Below are 18499 nucleotides of genomic sequence, written 5' to 3' on the forward strand. Positions count from 1 at the left end.
AACGCGAAGTGCGCAACGATGTTCTGGCTTGGTCCCAAACGTCCTTGTGGTTTCAACTCACCCAGAGCAATCAGACTTTTGCGTCCTTTGCGTTCTTTTGCGGCCATTTCCTTCCGGATTCGTTCACGCCGGTTGAGGTGCCTTCGCCGCTGTCGTCGTCACCTCCAGCAGGACCTTCTCAAAGTTCTCCGCCATTTTGGTCGCGGAGAAGTGCGCCCGAGCATTCACCTTCGCCGTGGCAGCCATCTTGTGGCGGCGGGCGTCATCAAGGAGCAGTTCCTCCAGTGCGACGGCCAGTGCCTGCGGATCATCCGGATCGCAAATCACTCCGCCCTGCGTGATTTCCAAAATCTCCGGGAAGGCTCCATGGCGCGGCTGCACGACGGGCACACCCACCCCTTGCGCCTCGGCAATGTACAGGCCAAAGGCCTCTCCATAGGTGGCTGGCACGGACAGCACGGAAAGTTCATGCAGGAACTGCACCTTGTTCTCGAAGCTCAGATTCGGTTCCCAGCTCACGCGGTTCTCAAATCCGGCCTCACGAATCTTCTTCTTCAATTCGGCAATGTACTTGTCATCTGCCTCTGTCTTCGTCCCTGCGATGCGCAGGCGGGCGCCGGGGATGGACTTCTTCTTCGCCAGCAAGATGAAAGCATCCACCAGCGTGGTGAGGCCCTTCCCATGAATCATCCGTGCGAGGTAGCCGATGGTCGGGCTGGGTGGCTCCTGTGTGGGACGCACGGGCAGGAACGTCTCGAAGTTGATCCCGTTGGGCACCACAGTCATCGCCTCCGGTCCTACGGCGAGCTTCTTGCTCATGACCTCTGCGTAGAACTTGCTGGGCGAGATGAACTTCGTCACGTGCTTCGCATTCTCCTGAAGCAATGCCCAAGCCTGGCTGCGGTATGGCTCGATCAGCGTATCCACAAACGCATCCTCCCCCTGCAATGCGCAGACGATGGGCTTGCCAGTACGCCGCTTCAGTGCCGGCGCCAAACCGATAAGCAAAGCATTCGAGAGGCAGATGACGTCCGCATTTGCCCCCTCGCAGATCCAGTCCACGAGTTCATTCCACACAGGCCATTGCCTGCCCTTCTCCCCCTCCAGGCTTCCCACTGTCATCTCACCGAGGTCGCGAGCACTGGTCATGCCCAACTTCGTGGACGCCCAGCGGAGAGTGGATTCGCTGTTCACCCAGCGATGAATGAACTTGGGCAGCTTGTGGAAGAAGGGAAACTTGTGCTGGAGATACAGCCCCACGCCGCCCACACGCACGCCCTGCTCCGGGTTCGCCTCGTCCGCATCCGTCACCAGCGGGAGATAGAGCGGCAACAGCAGCGCATCATGGCCACGCGTACGCAGCGCCTTGATGAGGGCATTGTCACGCAGGCAACTTCCGCAGTGAAAGGAGCCGGTACCGGGAGTCAGTTGGAGGACGCGCATGGGGGTCGAGGACAGACAGCGTGATGGGATGGTGAATGCGTGCAGGAGCGGATAGGAAACGCAGCAAAACGCAGTCCCCTTCCCTACTTGCTGTATACGAGCACAAAAGAAAAAGCCGGAGGGAAAATTCCCGTCCGGCTTCTTCGAAATGGATGTCGCGAGGCTTAGGCCTGGTCGTCCTGGCGTTCGTCGAGAAGTTTCACGAGCGTTGCTTCCTTGCCCTGGCGCTTGCGGAGGTAGTGGAGCTTCGCACGACGGACCTTGCCGCGCTTCACGATTTCGATCTTGGAGATACGGGGGGTGTGCAGGGGGAACACGCGCTCCACGCCTTCGCCGTAGGAAATCTTGCGAACGGTGAAAGCGGCATTCAGGTTGTTGCCGTTGCGGCGGGCAAGCACGATACCGGCGAAGATCTGCACGCGCTCCTTGTCACCTTCCACCACGCGGGTGTGAACCTTGACGGTGTCGCCAGGGCCGAAGTCAGGGATGTTGGACTTCTTCTGCTCGTCCTGGATTTTGCTGATGATAGGGTTCATGGAGCGGTTCTGTGTCGGAAAGAATATTGCCCCCGCAAGTGGGGAAAGGGGCCGAGATGGTGGCAGAGATTGTGGTCCGTGCAAGTGATTTGTTTTGGAAAGACGAAGGAACCGGTCGGCGGGCGGGAACGAGAAAAAACTGTTTTCCCGCCAAACGAACTATCGTTTTGCCCACGACTCCAGAACAAACATGAGCCACACCGTCTGGCTCAGCCTCCATGCACGTTTGTCGTCCACAGTCGCAGTGTAATAGCGCTTCAGATGGCGATCAACCTCAACGGCATCCAACCAGCCCCGGTCGCGGGCGGTGCGGCTGGTCAGGGTGTCCATGATGCGATCCTTCCAGCGGGGCTGGCGCATCCACTTCATAAGCGGCAGGGTGAAGGTCTTCTTGGCCGTGTCTCTGGCAATCCACTCGGGCAGCAGGTCTGCAAAGGCCTCACGGAGAATGCGTTTCCCACCCTGCATGTTCAACTTGGCCTCGGGAGCGATGCGGCCCGCAAGGGTGAAGATTTCGCGGTCGACCAAAGGCACGCGCAACTCCAGAGAGTGGGCCATGCTGGTGACGTCATTATCCCGCAGCAGGGTGTTGGCGAGGTAGGTCTCCGTTTCCAGTAGCAGGAGCTGGTGCAGCCATGCGTCAGGCGCGCGCTCGGAGAGTTTGGAAATGAGCGTGTCCCGCAGATCGTTGCGGAGACTGATGGCGTCCACCTTGGCTTCCGGACACGTCAGCAGGGCGGCAATCTCGGAGCGGTTGAAGATAGTCCGCGCATGAGCGTGCATCGCGGCCAGCTCGGTACCGGCTGCACCGCTGGCATAGGACAGGGCCTTCCAGGACTTATGCCCCTGCACCCCGGCCGGGAGGAACTTCTCCGCGAGCTTCACCAAAGGACCTGCGACCTTGCCAAAAGTGGCATGGGCAGGCACACGCAGGGCCAGGTTGATGAGGCGGTGGTAGTTGTACCCGCCGAACCACTCATCCGCCCCCAGACCGCTCAGGGTGACTTTCACGTCCTTGGCGGCCACTTGAGAGACCAGCCAGGTGTTCAGGGCGTCGCCCGTGGGTTGGTCGAGGCTGCCGAGGTAACCATCCAGCTTGTCGAAGAGGCCATCCGCCGTGAGCCGTTCGCGGGTGAACTTGCAGCCGAGGAAGGCCGCCGTGCGCGAGGCGGTGTCACTTTCATCTGGCACGCCCGCATTCTCCTCGTACCCGATGCTGAAGGCCTGGATGCCGGTCATCCCCTGTTCCCGCATGATGGCGGCCATGAGGGTGGAATCCAGCCCGCCGCTGAGGAAGACGCCCACCGGGACGTCGCTAATGAGATGGGCCCGGACGCTTTCCGTGATGCCATTTCGCACCAGTTTGCGGGCTTCGGTGGGGTCCGTGACCCACGCTTCTTTTCCCGGCCACTGCGGGATAAAATACCGCTCAACACTGAGCTTGCCCTGTTTCCACCGCAACAAATGCCCGGGTGGTAGCGAGCGTACACCCTCCAGCATGGTATCCGGCCCTTGGATGGAACCCCACCGGAAATACTGCGCCAGCGCCGCTTGGGAAACGGTCGCCCGGTCGCCCAGAAGCTTCCGCATCACCTTGATCTCCGAGCTCAGGAAGAGCGCCCCATCGACCTCCACGTAATAGAGAGGCTTGATGCCAAAGTGGTCCCGAGCGGCCACCAGCGACTCCTCCTGCTCATCCCACCAGGCGAAGGCAAACATGCCCCTCAGCAGCGAAAGCACCTGTGCCGGTGCTCTCTGTGCGAGCAGCGTACCGAGCACAACGGTGTCTCCCGTCGAGGACAGGGCCGCATCCTTCAACTCCGCATGGCGCAGATCGTGGTGATTGTAGATCTCGCCATTGAAGGTCAGCGTGTACCTGCCACCGCCGAACTGCATCGGCTGGCGACCAGCCGGCGACAGGTCCTGAATGGCCAGACGGCGGAAGCCCATGTACCAGCCGAGGCCTTCACTCTCCCCACCGACCGCCTCGCTGCCATCATCCGGCCCGCGATGCGTGATGAGCTTCAACGCCTCCGAAAGCTGCGCACGCCTCCCCTGCCCCAGTGGGCCTTTGGATTGGAACCAGCCGATGAATCCGCACATGGGAGAGGTGGAGAAAGCGAGTGGGTGAAGCGTCAGGATGAGGCGAGTACAAACGCGCGTGCCCGGAAATGAAAGGGTGGAAGGCCAATCGCGCTATGGAAATTTTAGGAAACCATTCAGGCGCGGATTGAAAGGGAGCTTCGCCAATGTGGCTCACGCAGGGGTCACCGTGAGCCACTTTGGCGAAGCCTTGTTTCAGGCCTAGACCGCCTGGTGTATCAGCATCTCCGCCACCCGCATGCCATCCACCGCTGCGGAGATGATGCCGCCGGCATAGCCTGCGCCCTCGCCCGCGGGCAGGAAATTCTTCACGCTGATGCACTCGCACGTTTCCGGATCGCGAGGGATGCGCACGGGAGAGGAGCTTCGGGTCTCCGCTCCAGTGAGTACGGCATCGGGCAAAGAGAACCCACGCAGTCCCTTTTCAATCAGTGGTACGGACTGAATCAACGTCTCGCACACATAGTCCGGCAGCAAGTCATGGAGATTTCCCCATGTGACGCCTGGCTCATAGGACGGCTTCACCTTTCCCTGTCCGGTGCTCGCCTTCCCCTTGATGAAGTCTTCCAGGAGCTGCGCTGGCGCACGGTAGTTTGACCCACCCATTGCGAACGCCTTTTTTTCCAGAGCGCGCTGGAATTTGATGCCACCCAGCGGGTCATTCGCGGGGAAGTCTTCCGGTCTCACGTCCACCATGAAGCCGGCGTTCGCATTTGACTCGGCGCGGGCGTAGCTGCTCATGCCATTGGTCACCACCATGTCCGGCTCGCTGGTGGCGGCTACGACAAGACCGCCGGGACACATGCAGAAGCTGTAGGCGGTGCGGCCGGTGGCGGCATGCACGGCAAACTTGTACGCTGCTGCGCCCAGCTTCGGGTCGCCCGCCCACTGCCCAAATTGCGACCGATCCACCAGTCCCTGGGGATGCTCGATACGCACGCCCACGGAGAAGGGTTTGGCCTCAAAAGGAACACCGCGCGCGTGCAATGCCTCAAACGTGTCCCGGGAGCTGTGTCCCACAGCGAAGACGAACTTGTCAGCCTCGATGGTCTCGCCTTGCGCTGTCACCACCGCTTGCATGACGCCCTTTTCAATCACCACGTCCTTCACCCGCGTCTCAAACCGCACTTCACCACCGAGCGCGATGATCTCCTCACGAATGGTACGTACCACCTTTATAAGACGATCCGTGCCGATGTGTGGACGGCTCTTCACGAGAATGTCCTCCGGTGCCCCGGCCTTCACCAGTTCGCGCAGGATCCATGGGATGCGGTGCTCGCGATCACGGATCTGCGTGTACAGCTTGCCATCGGAGAACGTGCCCGCACCACCTTCGCCGAACTGCACGTTCGAATCCGGATTGAAATCCAGTCCGCGCCGCCAGAAACCGGTGACATCACGGGCGCGAGGGCCTGCAGCCTTGCCACGTTCCAGCAGGATGGGCTTGAACCCCTGTCGCGCCAGCAGCAACCCGCACAGCAATCCACAAGGACCGGTGCCCACCACGACCACACGCGGCTTTTTGTGAATGGCAGGCTTGGCGGCCACCGCCGGCGTGCCCTCGCCACTCTCAGCTTGTTCCGATGCAGGCGCTTCCGGAAGCTCGCGATACGTCTCATCCGGCACGAGTTCCACGCGACCCGGCTTGCCGGCGCGCTTGAGCACGCCCTGCTCACGATCCACGTCCACCAGCAGCGTGTAGCAAAAGAGCACCTCATCCCGCTTCCTAGCATCCACAGCACGCTGCTTGACTTTGACGCGGCGAATGAAGTCCGGTTTGATACCCAGGATCTTGGAGATCGCCCGGCGCAGATCCTTGTCGGAGTGGTCCACGGGAAGGCGAAGCTGGCTGACTTGAAGCATTAGGAGGAAATGGGAGAACTCGCGTGGGAGCGGCGAGATGGGGACGTTCCCGTTTGGGATAGCACAGATTGGGCCTAGTCCAAAGGCAGGGTTGAAAGTCGCTGAGAAAGAATCCTTTCACGCCCAATTCACCACAGTTTCACCCGGGCTTCACACTCGTTTCATGGCAGGCGGACACACTGGCCATGCAAACAACCCGGATTCTCCCCATGCAACCTCGAAGCCTGCCCCCGCCCATCCCCCGCTTTTTCACAGTCCTTACGCTGGCTGTTCTGTGTCTCACACGCCTCGCCATCGCCGTACCCCAGCCACACCCCCATGGCGATGGCCCGCCGGAAAAGACGCTTTCCCCATACTTCAAGGTGGTGGGCGGAGACCCGAATGCGGAGGCCTTTCCGCTGAAGTCCACGGATGTGAAGGCCAGCATCGCCGGTGTCATTGCGGATGTGCAGGTCGAACAGGTCTACACCAACACCGGGAAAAATCCCATCGAGGCCATCTACGTCTTTCCCGCCTCCACCCGCGCCGCCGTGCATGGCGTGGAAATGCACATCGGTGGACGAGTCATCAAATCGAAGGTGCAGGAAAAGCAGGAGGCCAAGACCACCTACGAAAAGGCCAAGAGTCAAAACAAGACCGCCTCCCTCCTGGAGCAGCATCGGCCCAATGTCTTCCAGATGAGCGTGGCAAACATCCAGCCCGGGGACCAGGTGCGCGTGATTCTGCACTACAGCGAAAAGCTGCCTGCCACGAACCATGTGCATGAGTTTGTATTTCCCACCGTGGTGGGTCCGCGTTACTCCAGCAAAGGCGCTCAGACCGAAAAGTGGGTGCAGAATCCGTATCTCAGTGAAGGCACGCCGAACCCCACCACTTTTGCACTGCAAGTGGACGTGCGTGCAGGCATGCCTCTGCAATCCCTCACTTCACCGAGTCATGACACCGCCGAGGTGAAGTTCACCGGCAAGGATCAGGCCACCGTCTCACTCGCGGCCAGCAACGAGACCGGCAATCGTGACTTCGTGCTTCGGTACCAACTCGCCGGTCAGCAGGTGGCCAGTGGACTGCTGCTGCACAAGGGTGAGACGGAGAACTTCTTCCTCCTGAACATGCAACCACCCGCCCGCGTACAGGCCTCCGAGGTGCCGCCTCGCGACTACCTCTTTGTCGTGGACGTGAGCGGCAGCATGGACGGATTCCCAATCGAAACATCCAAGGAATTGATGCGTGGCCTCCTGAAAGGCATGCGTCCGCAGGACACCTTCAATGTCCTGCTCTTTGCCACCGGCAGCCGTGTCATGGCAAACGCCTCCGAACCTGCCACACAGGCAAACATTGATCGCGCCATCCGCCTCATCGACCATGAGAAGAGCGGAGGTGGCACGAACCTGCTCAACGCACTGCAACTTGCCGTCGAACTGCCTCAACCCGCGGGTGTATCACGAAGCATCATCATTCTGACGGACGGTTATGTGGACATTGAAAAGGAGGCGTTCCGCCTCGTGCGCCGCGAACTGGGCAGGGCAAACGTCTTCAGCTTCGGCATCGGCACGGCAGTGAATCGGTGGCTCATCGAAGGCCTGGCTCATGCCGGCATGGGAGAGCCCTTTGTGGTCTTGAAGAAGGAAGACGCGGCCGAGGCAGCGAAACGCTTCCAGGAATATGTGAGCACTCCCCTGCTCACCGACATCCAGGTGCGCTACGAAGGTTTCGACGCCCAGCAATCGCAACCTGAGTCCATCCCCGATGTATTCGCGAACCGTGCCATCGAGGTCATTGGCAAGTGGCAGGGCGAGCCCAAAGGACGCATCGTCATCAAGGGCAAATCCGGCGGCGCTCCGTATGAAGCAGCATTCGATGTAAGCACCGAAGCCGCAAAAGGTCTGAGCAATCCCGCCCTGCGTCCCCTCTGGGCCCGGGAAAAGGTGCGCACGCTTTCCGATGAAGCGGCCATCGCCAAGAATGCCCGTGAGAGCGCCACGGACAGCGAAGCCGCCCTTCAGATTGCCAATCTCGGTGTGACCTATGAATTGCTCACCGAGTACACGTCCTTCGTCGGCGTGGATGAAACGCCCCGCCCCGCACTGGCAAGCGCCGATGCCCAGACGGTGCAGCAGCCGATTTCCCTGCCACAAGGTGTGAACAACAACGCGATCGGAGGTGGTGGAGCACAACCCGTGGTAGTGGCGGCGAACGGCGGTACGGTCGCGGGAGCCGTGCCCGAGCCCGGCACCACCCTCCTCCTCATCCTCGCCCTCGCGGCTGTGCTGCTGCATCGTCATCGCGAGTTTGGCAGCAAGAAGATCCGGATTGTCTGAATGAACCTCCGGCGACTCCTCCTTGCGGCGTTCCTCCTGGCGAATGCACCCGTAGCCGCGTGGTACATTCGCCGCACTGCAGATGGGTCAGACGAGCCTCTCGGTCTTCTCGCACTCGCAGCCGCATGTTATTTCCTTTGGAGCGAGCGCCGTGACCTGAAACTCAACCCGTGGGTGTTGGGCGTGGGCGCAGCCGTGCTCGTACTCACCCAGTTCGCCCTCCTGCACCGGGCGCCATTGCTGCTCGGAGCCATCACCGCATTCTTCGTTTCATGCGGCGTATCGATGCAGCGCGGTCGGAGCGGCATTGTCTTGCTGCTCCTGCTTTCCCTGCCACTGCTCGCCTCGCTCGACTTTTATGCAGGCTATCCACTCCGATTGGTCACGGCAGAAATCAGCGCTGGCGCACTCCAATGCACCGGTCTCGATGTCACACGGGAGGGTGTGATGCTGCAGTACCACGACGCGCTCATTGGAGTCGACCCACCCTGTGCCGGTGTGCGCATGCTGTGGATGGGACTCTTTGTCGCAGCGTTCCTTGCCACACGGCAGCATGCCACCCCGTGGCACACCATCAGCCTCGTGGCAGTGGCCTTCGTGGGCGTGCTGCTGGCCAATGCCCTCCGGGCCGCAATTCTTTTCTTTCCTGAATCAGGCATCGTCACCTGGCCACACTGGACTCACGAAGCCGTCGGCCTCGCTTCGTACGGCTGTCTTCTCGCGCTGTTGCTTCTGAGCGATGGCTGGCTGGCACGCAAACTGCCCTTTGCCCTTCGCAATGAGACATCGCGTCGCGAAAGCTTCTCCCGCCAGAGAATCCGCTCAGGCAAGCTGCTCATCAGCAGCATCGCTGGAGCCTTCGCACTGGCCATCGGCATTCCTTTCGCCATGGGCGCCCTCCTTGTCGACTCACCCTTCCCATCAAGGCCTGACCCGGTCACGCATACGTTCAACGAGTGGCCCGCCACTTTTGATGGCGTGCCCTTGCAGCGTCTTCCTCTTTCCGCTCGCGAGGAACAATTTGCCCACTCATTTCCCGGAGCCATCGCACGCTTCCGCTGTGGTGACGCGGAGATCATCATGCGGCACGTGACGCGTCCCACACGCCGCCTCCACTCCAGCGCCGACTGCCTGCGGGCCATGGGCTGGCAGATTGTGCACCAGCCGGTGCTTCGCGATGCCGATGGACGCATCTGGGGCCACTTCGAGGCATTGACCTCCAGCGGCACCTATATTGTCACTGAACGCATGACACCATCCTCACAAACCTCTACAGAAGCCTTCACCGATGTCTCCGCCTGGTACTGGAATGCCCTGTGGAATCCCAACACCGGCCCCTGGCTCGCGGTGACTATTGTGCGAGCGACCGATGTATCCGCGGACTGATGGATATCCCACCATCATTTGCAGGCAAATACATCTAATGATACGTTGTCGGCTTCCCTCGTCATGGAATTCACCCGCACCACTCTGCTCACGGCCGCCATCCATGGCTGGCGATTGGCGGAGCATGTGCGCTTGTTGGATGAGAACGGCACCCTCGCTTTGCAGCTTCCTGAACTGAAGGCCCTGCAGGGACTGGAGCACAATCCCATTCATCATCCCGAGGGCGGCGTGTGGGAGCATGTGTTGCTGTGCGTGGAGGCATCCGAGTCCCATGACCCGGTGACGAATCTCGCCATTCTTTTCCACGACATTGGCAAGGGCGTCACACGCACCTACGGGGACGATGGCCGGGTGCACTACTACGGCCACGAGGCTGCCGGCCTGCCAGTATTCGCAGGCATCGCGGCACGCGTTGGCTTCACCCGCGACGAGCGCCGGGCCATCGAGTTCGCCATGGAAATGCACATGGTGGGCCACAAGCTGGATCAATTCAGCGGTCGCAAATTGCTGCCCCTGCGCTCACACCCGGACTGGCTCACGCTCTTCCATGTAGTGAAGGCGGATGAGAAAGTGCGCATGCATCTCTGGAATGAGCCCGCCTTCACCGCTCGCATGCAGCGTGTGGAGGAGATCTACGTCAGAGTGCAGGCAGAGCAGGAGCGCGAGTCACGGCTCGCCACCTTCATTGATGGCAGGCGCATCATGGAGACCCGGCCTGATCTTGCTGGCAAAGAAGTGGGTCGCGTCAAAGAAGCCATCCGCCGTAAAATCGAAGCGCGTGACTACCAGGTGACTCCTGAGGAAATAGCCATGTGGATCCTTGCGTGGCCGGTGACGCCTGGATCCCAATAGGTCCGCGCTGACTAGGTGGTTTAAACAAAGTCGTGGCCTTGGATCAGGGGTGACTTGCCGCACCGCGACCAGCGGTCGCAGCCACAGTGGTACCAAGACTTACTGCCGCGGCGGATGGTTCAGGCCGTGGCTGTGGCTGCGACCGCTGGTCGCGGTTGGGGTGGGTGCGCCCCAATACGAAAATGGCTACACTGTAACTTAAACCGCTCTAGTGCCTCGCTGATGCCGTCTGCTCCGCCACGGCTTCCGCCTGGTAGCGATGTCCCTGCACCTCATAGCCAACCACCGTTACCGCCGGAGCCAGCATGACGATCACCAGGCACGTGGCCATGCCCACTCCCAGACTTGCCGCAATCACCGCCACTACAATCACTCCCAGCGTCCCTGTCAGTAGCAAGATGTGCAGGAGCTCAAAGCGTCGCACGATGTAGTAATAGAGGGCATAGACCCCCGCCAGAAACACCGCCACTGGGATCGCTACAGTGAGCACGGTCGCCACCGCCCCGATATGCGCCTTGTTCTCAATGAAATAGGCGGCGGTATGCAATCCGGCACCCGTCGCCACGATCGAGGCGATGACCAGTATCTGGCCATAGCCCCACACAAAGGAGCGCTCGCGATGAGTATGCAGGATCTGGGCGGAAGGCAGCATGTAATACACCCACCACATGCCAAAGGTCAGCCCCGTGCCGGCCATGCCGACCAAGGCGGTGTCCATGGTCCATCCATGCTCCTCAACCACTGCCGACAACGTCGCGACCGTGCCCACCACCCCCTCTCCCAGCGCAATGATGGCGAACAAACTGTAGCGCTCGGCAATGTGATGCGCATGCCAGGGCGTTCCTCCGTCCCTGCGCTCTGCGATGTAAGGCCCGAGCATCTCGACGGTGGCAAGTATCACCGCAAAGACCACGGATACTCCCACGGAAAAATCCAGGAAAATCTGCACCAGCCAGCCCACCTGCGCCACCGAGATGGCCGTGACATAGGTGAGACAGGCGCGACGCCGGGCGGGATCCTGTTTCGCGGCGCGCAACCACTGGGTCACCATGGCCACCCGCATGATCACATAGCCGAGCACCATCGTCGAGTTATCGAGATGATGGCCATGCTCGATGGAGGCGAACATCGGCGGCAGACCAATCGCAAGCACGAGCACACCAATCATCTGCACCATGGTCACCACCCGGAAAATCCAGTCGTCCGTGTCATAGGCTGAGGAAAACCATGAAAAGTTAATCCACGCCCAACTGATGGCGAAACTCGCAAATCCAAAACCAAGCAGACCAGCGCCGTAGTGCGCCTCAGCCATCGCATGGGCAAACTGGGATGCCGCCAGGCCAAATGCGATCACGAAGGTCAGATCGAAGAGAAGCTCCAGCGGGGTGGCCACTCGATGCGTCTCGTGTCGGTCACGCCCTCCCATGCGCCTCCTGTGGTGACTCAGGGATTCAGGACTTGCCGGCTCGCTGCTGCTCATAGTCTGGGGGTCAAGGTACTGCGAACGACGTAGATCCGGTATTGCACGGCGGCAAGGAAGATGAGAGACCGCCTCAGCCCTCTCTGCCCGGAATCGTACCGGCGGCCGTGGGTGCACCGGGGTGCGTTTTCCCGGCCTGCCCTGCATTTCTCCCGGGCAACTCCCCGCCCTTCCATTTCGTAACGTAATTTATTCCTGCACACTGAAAAATGTGCTGTAGAGTCGTATCCCGTTTCATGCAGCAGCCTGCGCTCAGACTTGCCCTCCTCACCTTCGCGACGATTCTCGTCAGCGGATGCGCGGAGCAGTTTGCCACGCACCTGGTGCAGACAAACTGGGGTACCCCGGTGCAGATGCCACATAGGAGGCCCTCCTCCCATCAGGCCGGCACGGAGTCCAGCGGGGAGCAGGTTGCAGGCTCCTATTGGAGCGAAAAGCAAAAGCGCAAGCAGACCGGTGCCGCCTGGCACTTCGCCAAGGTGAAGCCCTTCTGCCTCGCCAGCGCTCCGGCAGTGACGCCCGAACGGGATGAGGCTCTGGCCCCAGCTTGCGTCTATGAATTACTCAGGAACCGCATCGACGACAGACGCGTCGTGCGCACCAGCGACTACTGCCGCGAACGCGTCGGGTAAAGGGAAAGCCCAATGGGCCCAATCGCCATCGGCTGAGACGGATCCCTCGTGATTCATCCAACCTTCGCCGGAATTCTGGGCCCGGACCATGCGGGAAATGCACCGCCCCACGGTGTGCTGAGCCGGGCATTTTAGATGCCACAGAGCAATCGACAGCACACCCATCGCCGGTTCCATGGGATCAGCGAGGCACCGGGGTTCCCGCCGGTTTTTTACGATGGCGAACTGCCGTCCGCGTGACTTGCGCGGCCCCGGTTTTCAGTCAACCTACCCTCCCATTTCTCCACCCCTTTCCCTATCTCAGTCATGTTTGAATGGATTCTAAAGAAGATCATCGGCACGAAAAACCAGCGTGCTGTCAAAAGACTCTGGCCCGTCGTCCACGAGATCAACAAGCACGAAGAAGCCCTCAAGGGACGCCCTGAGGAATACCTTCGTGAGCGTACTGCCCAGTTTCAGGAACGTTTCCGCGCCTTCCACGAACCGCACTTCCTTGCCGGCGTATGGCTGCGTATTGCTGACGAAGAACAGGTGGACGCCTGCCTCCGTGAAGTTGGCGAAAAGTTCGTCCGTCTGAAGGATCATTTCCCATCCCTGGACCAGTCCCTGGTGGAGGAACGCTCCTGGTCTGGTGAGTCACTCGACAAGAAGAAGGCCCGCATCGAGAAGGCCCGCGAAGCTTATGTGGAAATCGCCCCGCGTTTCGCAGAAGTCGAAAAGACCATTCTCGATGAGATCCTGCCCGAGGCCTACGCGGTGGTGAAGAATGCCGCGCGCCGTCTTTGCGGCCAGGAGATCCTGGTGAGCGACCAGCCGCTGACCTGGCAGATGGTGCACTTCGACGTGCAGCTCATCGGTGGCACCGCCCTGCATCGCGGCATGATTGCAGAAATGGCCACGGGTGAAGGCAAGACCCTCGTGGGCACCCTTCCCGTCTATCTCAATGCGCTTACCGGACGTGGCGTGCACGTCATCACGGTGAACGACTACCTCGCCCGACGTGACTCCGAGTGGATGGGCACGCTGTACAAGTTCCTTGGCCTCACCGTGGGTTGCATTCAGAACGACCAGGCGCCGGATGTGCGCCGCCAGCAGTACCAGGCGGATATCACCTACGGCACGAACAGTGAGTTCGGCTTCGACTATCTGCGCGACAATGGCATGGCCCGCAGCAAGGACCACCAGGTGCAGCGCGGCCACTACTTCGCCATCATCGACGAAGTGGACTCCGTGCTCATCGATGAAGCCCGTACGCCGCTGATCATCAGCGGTCCCGTGGCCACCGCCAGCTCCCACCAGTATGACCGCTTCAAGCCGCTCGTGGAGCAGCTCGTGCGCCGGCAGAATGCGCTCTGCACCCGCCTCGCCACGGAAGCCAATGAACACTTCGAGAAGGGCGAGACTGACCTCGGTGGTCGCAAGCTCTTCCAGGTGCGCCTCGGCCAGCCGAAGAACCGCGCCCTCCTGCGCGCCATGGAGGACCCGGACAAGCGCAGGGCCATGCAGAAGAGTGAGCTCAGCTTCTACCAGGACACGCAGAAGACCGAGCTCTTCGCCCTGAAGGAGGAGCTCTATTACACCATCGAAGAGAAAACCCACGACGCTGACCTCAGCGAAATGGGCCGCTCCTTCCTGAATCCCGATGATCCCGATGCCTTCGTGCTGCCAGACCTGGCCAGCGCCTATGTGGACATCGACAATGACACCAGCCTGAGCGACTCCCAGAAGCAGCAGAAGCGCCAGGACACGCAGGCCAGGCTCGACGTCGCAGGTCAGCGCATCCACAACATCAGCCAGCTGCTCCGCGCCTACTGCCTCTACGAAAAGGACAAGGAATACGTGGTGCATGACAACAAGGTCATCATCGTGGATGAAAACACGGGCCGTGAGATGCCTGGACGCCGTTGGAGCGATGGCCTGCACCAGGCCGTGGAAGCCAAGGAAGGCGTGCACATCGACCAGGAAACCCAGACGCTGGCGACCATCACGATTCAGAACTACTTCCGTCTGTATCAAAAGTTGGGCGGGATGACCGGTACTGCCGAGACGGACGCCGCAGAATTCCATGACATCTATGGACTCGACGTGCTGAGCATCCCGACAAACCGCATCGTGCAGCGCAAGGACTCGAACGACGCCATTTTCAAGACGCGCCGTGAGAAGTTCAACTCCGTGCTGAAGCTCATCCAGGAGCGTCACGCTGCGGGGCAGCCGCTGCTCATCGGTACCGCAAGCGTGGAAACGTCCGAAACCGTTTCCCGTCTGCTGAAACTGCAGAAGATTCCCCACTCCGTGCTGAACGCGAAGTATCACCGCCAGGAGGCGGAGATCGTCGCTCGCGCGGGTCAGCGTGGCGCTGTGACCGTGTCCACAAACATGGCCGGTCGTGGTACGGACATCAAGCTGGGCGAAGGCGTCGCCGAACTCGGCGGTCTTTTCGTCGTCGGCACCGAGCGCCACGAAAGCCGTCGTGTGGACCGCCAGTTGCGCGGTCGCTGCGCGCGTCAGGGTGACCCCGGCCAGAGCAAGTTCTTCATCAGCTTCGAAGATGATCTCATGCGCAACTTCGGCGCCGCCGAACGCATGACGAAGATCATGGAACGCTTCGGCATGGAGGAAGGCCAGGAACTGGAGCATCCGTGGCTGAACAAGTCCGTGGAAACCGCGCAAAAGCGCGTGGAGCAGCGGAACTACCTCTCGCGCAAACGCGTGCTGGAGTATGACGACGTGATGAACAACCAGCGCGATGTGGTGTACACCTATCGCAACGAAGTTCTCACCAGCCCGGATCCGCGCCTGCTGCTGGACGAAGTGGTGGAAAAGGCCATCCCCGCGAAGGTGGAGGAGTTCGTGCCCAAGGAGAAGTCCGGCGATGAACCGCCCGCCTACGAAGCCCTGCTGAACTGGGCGAACAACACCTTCCCCCTCGGCATCACCGAGAAGGAGGCAGCCCTCGAGACCAAGGACTTCGATGGCATCTGCCAGTTCCTCATCGAGCGCATCAAGCGTGCTTACGATCTGAAGACCACCGGTGTCCTGCCGCAACTCCTTCAGGAGAGTGAGCGCATCATCCTGCTCGAGGCCATTGATGAACTCTGGCAGGAGCATCTCTATGCCATGGACGGTCTCCGTGAAGGGGTGCACCTGCGCTCCTACGGCCAGAAGGATCCGCTCGTGGAATTCAAGCAGGAAGCCTACGTCATGTTCGAGGAGCTCATGGGCAACATCCAGAACCGCGCCCTGGGCAATCTCTTCCGCAGCCACGAGCGCCTGCAGATGTTCATGGAGCACCTGCGCCAGAGCATGATGCGCGCGCGACAGGAAGGTCCGGACACCCAGTCCGTGCAGAGCCCCCGTCCCCAAGCCGCCGCCGCGAGCGAGGGCGAAGAGGGAGGAGAACCTGTCGAGCAAGGTCCACGCATCACCATCCCGCTGAAGCGTGAAGTGCCCAAGGTGGGCCGCAATGACCCCTGCCCCTGCGGCAGCGGCAAGAAATACAAGTCCTGCTGCGGCCGCGCCGCATGAAGCCTCTCCTCGAAACGCTGCAATCCGGCACTGACTACCTTGCCAAGCGCGGCGTGGAAGAGGCCCGGCTGAACATGGAGCACCTGCTGGCACACGTCCTCGGGTGCCGGAGGCTCGATCTGTACCTGCGCTTCGACCAGTCCCTGACTGAGTCGGAGCTGCAGCCGCTCCGTGAGCTCACGAAGCGGCGTGGTGAGGGTGAGCCTCTCCAGCACTTGCTGGGCACGGTGGAGTTTCACGGCAATGAGTTCGTGTGCGATCACCGTGCCCTCATCCCCCGCCCCGAGACAGAGCACTTCGTGCACCTGCTCACGGAGCATCATCATTCCAAGGACCACCCCGCCAGCGTACTGGACGTGGGAACCGGCAGCGGCTGCATCGGGCTCTCGCTGGCAAAGGCATGGCCGGGCGCGGCTGTCACCTTGGTGGATGTCTCTGAGGACGCTCTCGAACTGGCCCGGCTGAATGCCGAACGCGCCGGCCTCTCCGCCCATGCGGTAAAGCTGGTGCGCAGCGACCTGTTTGAGAAACTTCCCTCCGCCACCTTCGACGTCATCGTGGCCAACCTCCCCTACATCCCCGCCGGAGAGCTGGCGGAGCTGAGCCGTGAAGTGCGCCGTGACCCCGTGCTGGCACTGGATGGCGGCCCCTCCGGGCTGGACATCATCTTCCGTCTGGTCGCAGAGGCCCCCCAGCACTTGAACCCTGGTGGTCTTCTGGCCCTGGAGCTGCACCACGATCAGGCACTTCGTGTCAGCGAGCGCTTGCAAAGTCTTGGTTTCACGGACATTCAGACACACCGCGACCTCCCGGGTATCGAGCGTTTTGTTTTCGCCCGCCATCCCGGCACGCCTCCCGCGGCGATAGAACCCTGACAACTCCCAACCCTTTCCGGAAAACCATCCCATGCAAAAGCTCATCGTCCAAGGAGGCACCCGTCTGCGCGGCAAGGTCACCATCAGCGGATCGAAAAATTCTTCGCTGCCCATTCTCGCGGCAACACTCCTGACGAAGGACGAGTGCATCATCCGCCAGGTGCCGGATCTCAGTGACACGAACTACATGCTGCAGATCCTGCGTGAGCTCGGCGCCGAGGTGGAGCGTGCCAGCGGCACCATGCACATCAAGGCGGAGAAGATTGTTTCCGATACGCCTTACGATCTCGTTCGCAAAATGCGCGCCTCCATCTGCGTGATGGGCCCTCTCACCGGTCGTCTGCGCAAGGCCGTGGTGTCCATGCCTGGCGGCTGCGTGATCGGTGACCGCCCCGTGGACCTGCACCTCAAGGGTCTGGAGTACCTCGGCGCGAAGGTCCAGATGGATGGTGGCAATATCCACATCGAAGCCACCGAGCCGCTCAAGGGCACGACCATGAATCTCACCGGCAAGTTCGGCTCCACCGTGCTGGGTACAGACAACGTGCTCATGGCTGCTGTGCTCACCAAGGGCACGACCATCATCGAGGGCGCCGCTGCCGAGCCTGAAGTGGAAGACCTCGCAAACTTCCTCATCAAGATGGGGGCAAAGATTGAAGGCGCAGGCACCACACGCATTGTGGTGGAAGGCGTGGAAGAGCTCCATGGCGCGGAGCACACCGTCATTCCGGATCGCATTGAGGCAGGCACCTTCCTCGTGGCCGGCGCCATCTGTGGCGATGGCGTCATGGTGCGCCGGGTGGATCCCGCCCATCTCAAGACCACCACGGACACCCTCCTGGCCTGCGGTTATGATATCGCCATCTCCGGGGACACCGTGACGGTGATGCCTGGCAGTGGCGACCCCAAGGGCTTCCACTTCACCACGCGTCCCTACCCTGGTTTCCCCACGGATATGCAGGCACAGTTCTGCGCGCTCGCCTGCACCCTTCAGGGCCAGCTCAGCACCGCGCGTGAGACCATCTTCCCCCAGCGCTTCATGCACGTGCCCGAGCTCAAGCGCATGGGCGCCAGCATCGAAATGGAAGGTGACACCGCCCGCATCACGGGCGTCCCACAACTCAGCGGCGCTCCCGTGATGGCGAGCGACCTGCGTGCCTCTGCTGCCCTCGTGCTGGCAGCATTGAACGCAAAAGGCACCACCGAGGTGCACCGCCTCTACCACATCGACCGCGGCTACGAACACCTTGATGAAAAGCTGGCCACTCTGGGCGCGGTGCTACAGCGAGCCAAGGAATAGCGGCAGAGTCCTTTTGTTCGACTGCACACGTTTCCTGCCGGGTCAGGTAGCGTTCGCCTGCGCGGTGACGATCCGGCGGCAGCCTTCAAGGATTGGAGGCATTCTTGCCCCGCTTTGACTGGCAGGTCGGCACAGAAGTCACTCCGAGAGGACGTTGCCTTCCAAGACCGACGCAGGTTGCCAGAC

General features: G+C 61.0%; 12 protein-coding genes. 7 read left to right on the forward strand and 5 right to left on the reverse strand.

From position 1 onward, the window contains the following. Positions 1-123: 123 nt before the first annotated feature. The 4 genes from DES53_RS09290 to DES53_RS09305 form a co-directional block, all read right to left on the reverse strand. Entirely contained in the window at positions 124-1443 is a 1320-nt protein-coding gene (locus tag DES53_RS09290; protein ID WP_113957943.1) for a glycosyltransferase family 4 protein, read from the reverse strand. Positions 1444-1607: 164 nt separating this feature from the next. Further along, on the reverse strand, positions 1608-1979 hold the full coding sequence (rplS, locus tag DES53_RS09295) for a 50S ribosomal protein L19 (RefSeq protein WP_113957944.1): 372 nt from the start codon (positions 1977-1979) through the stop codon (positions 1608-1610). Between the two features lie 159 nt (positions 1980-2138). Beyond that, positions 2139-4082, reverse strand: a complete 1944-nt coding sequence (gene asnB, locus DES53_RS09300) for an asparagine synthase (glutamine-hydrolyzing) (protein ID WP_113957945.1) — start codon at positions 4080-4082, stop codon at positions 2139-2141. Between the two features lie 201 nt (positions 4083-4283). Further along, positions 4284-5945 (reverse strand): NAD(P)/FAD-dependent oxidoreductase, encoded by a 1662-nt coding sequence (locus DES53_RS09305; RefSeq protein ID WP_113957946.1) that lies wholly within the window; start codon positions 5943-5945, stop codon positions 4284-4286. A 209-nt stretch (positions 5946-6154) separates the two neighbouring features. Between DES53_RS09305 and DES53_RS09310 the strand changes: the two genes are divergently transcribed. The 3 genes from DES53_RS09310 (at position 6155) to DES53_RS09320 (ending at position 10501) form a co-directional block, all read left to right on the forward strand. Next, positions 6155-8263: a VIT and vWA domain-containing protein gene (locus tag DES53_RS09310; RefSeq protein WP_170156974.1), complete on the forward strand. Its 2109-nt coding sequence runs from the start codon at positions 6155-6157 to the stop codon at positions 8261-8263. After that, positions 8264-9649: an exosortase/archaeosortase family protein gene (locus tag DES53_RS09315; protein WP_113957948.1), complete on the forward strand. Its 1386-nt coding sequence runs from the start codon at positions 8264-8266 to the stop codon at positions 9647-9649. Between the two features lie 63 nt (positions 9650-9712). Continuing rightward, complete coding sequence (locus DES53_RS09320) at positions 9713-10501, forward strand: tRNA nucleotidyltransferase/poly(A) polymerase family protein (protein WP_113957949.1); 789 nt, start codon at positions 9713-9715, stop codon at positions 10499-10501. A 208-nt stretch (positions 10502-10709) separates the two neighbouring features. Here DES53_RS09320 and DES53_RS09325 read toward each other — a convergent pair whose 3' ends face one another. Beyond that, positions 10710-11927: a low temperature requirement protein A gene (locus tag DES53_RS09325; protein WP_113957950.1), complete on the reverse strand. Its 1218-nt coding sequence runs from the start codon at positions 11925-11927 to the stop codon at positions 10710-10712. 290 nt (positions 11928-12217) lie between these two features. Between DES53_RS09325 and DES53_RS09330 the strand changes: the two genes are divergently transcribed. The 4 genes from DES53_RS09330 to murA all read left to right on the forward strand — a co-directional run bounded on the left by DES53_RS09330 (position 12218) and on the right by murA (position 18313). Then, positions 12218-12613 (forward strand): hypothetical protein, encoded by a 396-nt coding sequence (locus tag DES53_RS09330; RefSeq protein WP_113957951.1) that lies wholly within the window; start codon positions 12218-12220, stop codon positions 12611-12613. A gap of 306 nt (positions 12614-12919) precedes the next feature. Then, entirely contained in the window at positions 12920-16138 is a 3219-nt protein-coding gene (gene secA / locus DES53_RS09335) for a preprotein translocase subunit SecA (RefSeq protein ID WP_113957952.1), read from the forward strand. Continuing rightward, positions 16135-17013: a peptide chain release factor N(5)-glutamine methyltransferase gene (gene prmC, locus DES53_RS09340; protein WP_113957953.1), complete on the forward strand. Its 879-nt coding sequence runs from the start codon at positions 16135-16137 to the stop codon at positions 17011-17013. Before secA ends, prmC begins: the two co-directional genes overlap by 4 nt. Before the next feature lie 31 nt (positions 17014-17044). Further along, positions 17045-18313 (forward strand): UDP-N-acetylglucosamine 1-carboxyvinyltransferase, encoded by a 1269-nt coding sequence (gene murA, locus DES53_RS09345; RefSeq protein WP_113957954.1) that lies wholly within the window; start codon positions 17045-17047, stop codon positions 18311-18313. The last annotated feature ends 186 nt before the right edge of the window (positions 18314-18499 follow it).

It is taken from the genome of Roseimicrobium gellanilyticum (assembly GCF_003315205.1).
Taxonomy (GTDB): Bacteria; Verrucomicrobiota; Verrucomicrobiia; order Verrucomicrobiales; family Verrucomicrobiaceae; genus Roseimicrobium; species Roseimicrobium gellanilyticum.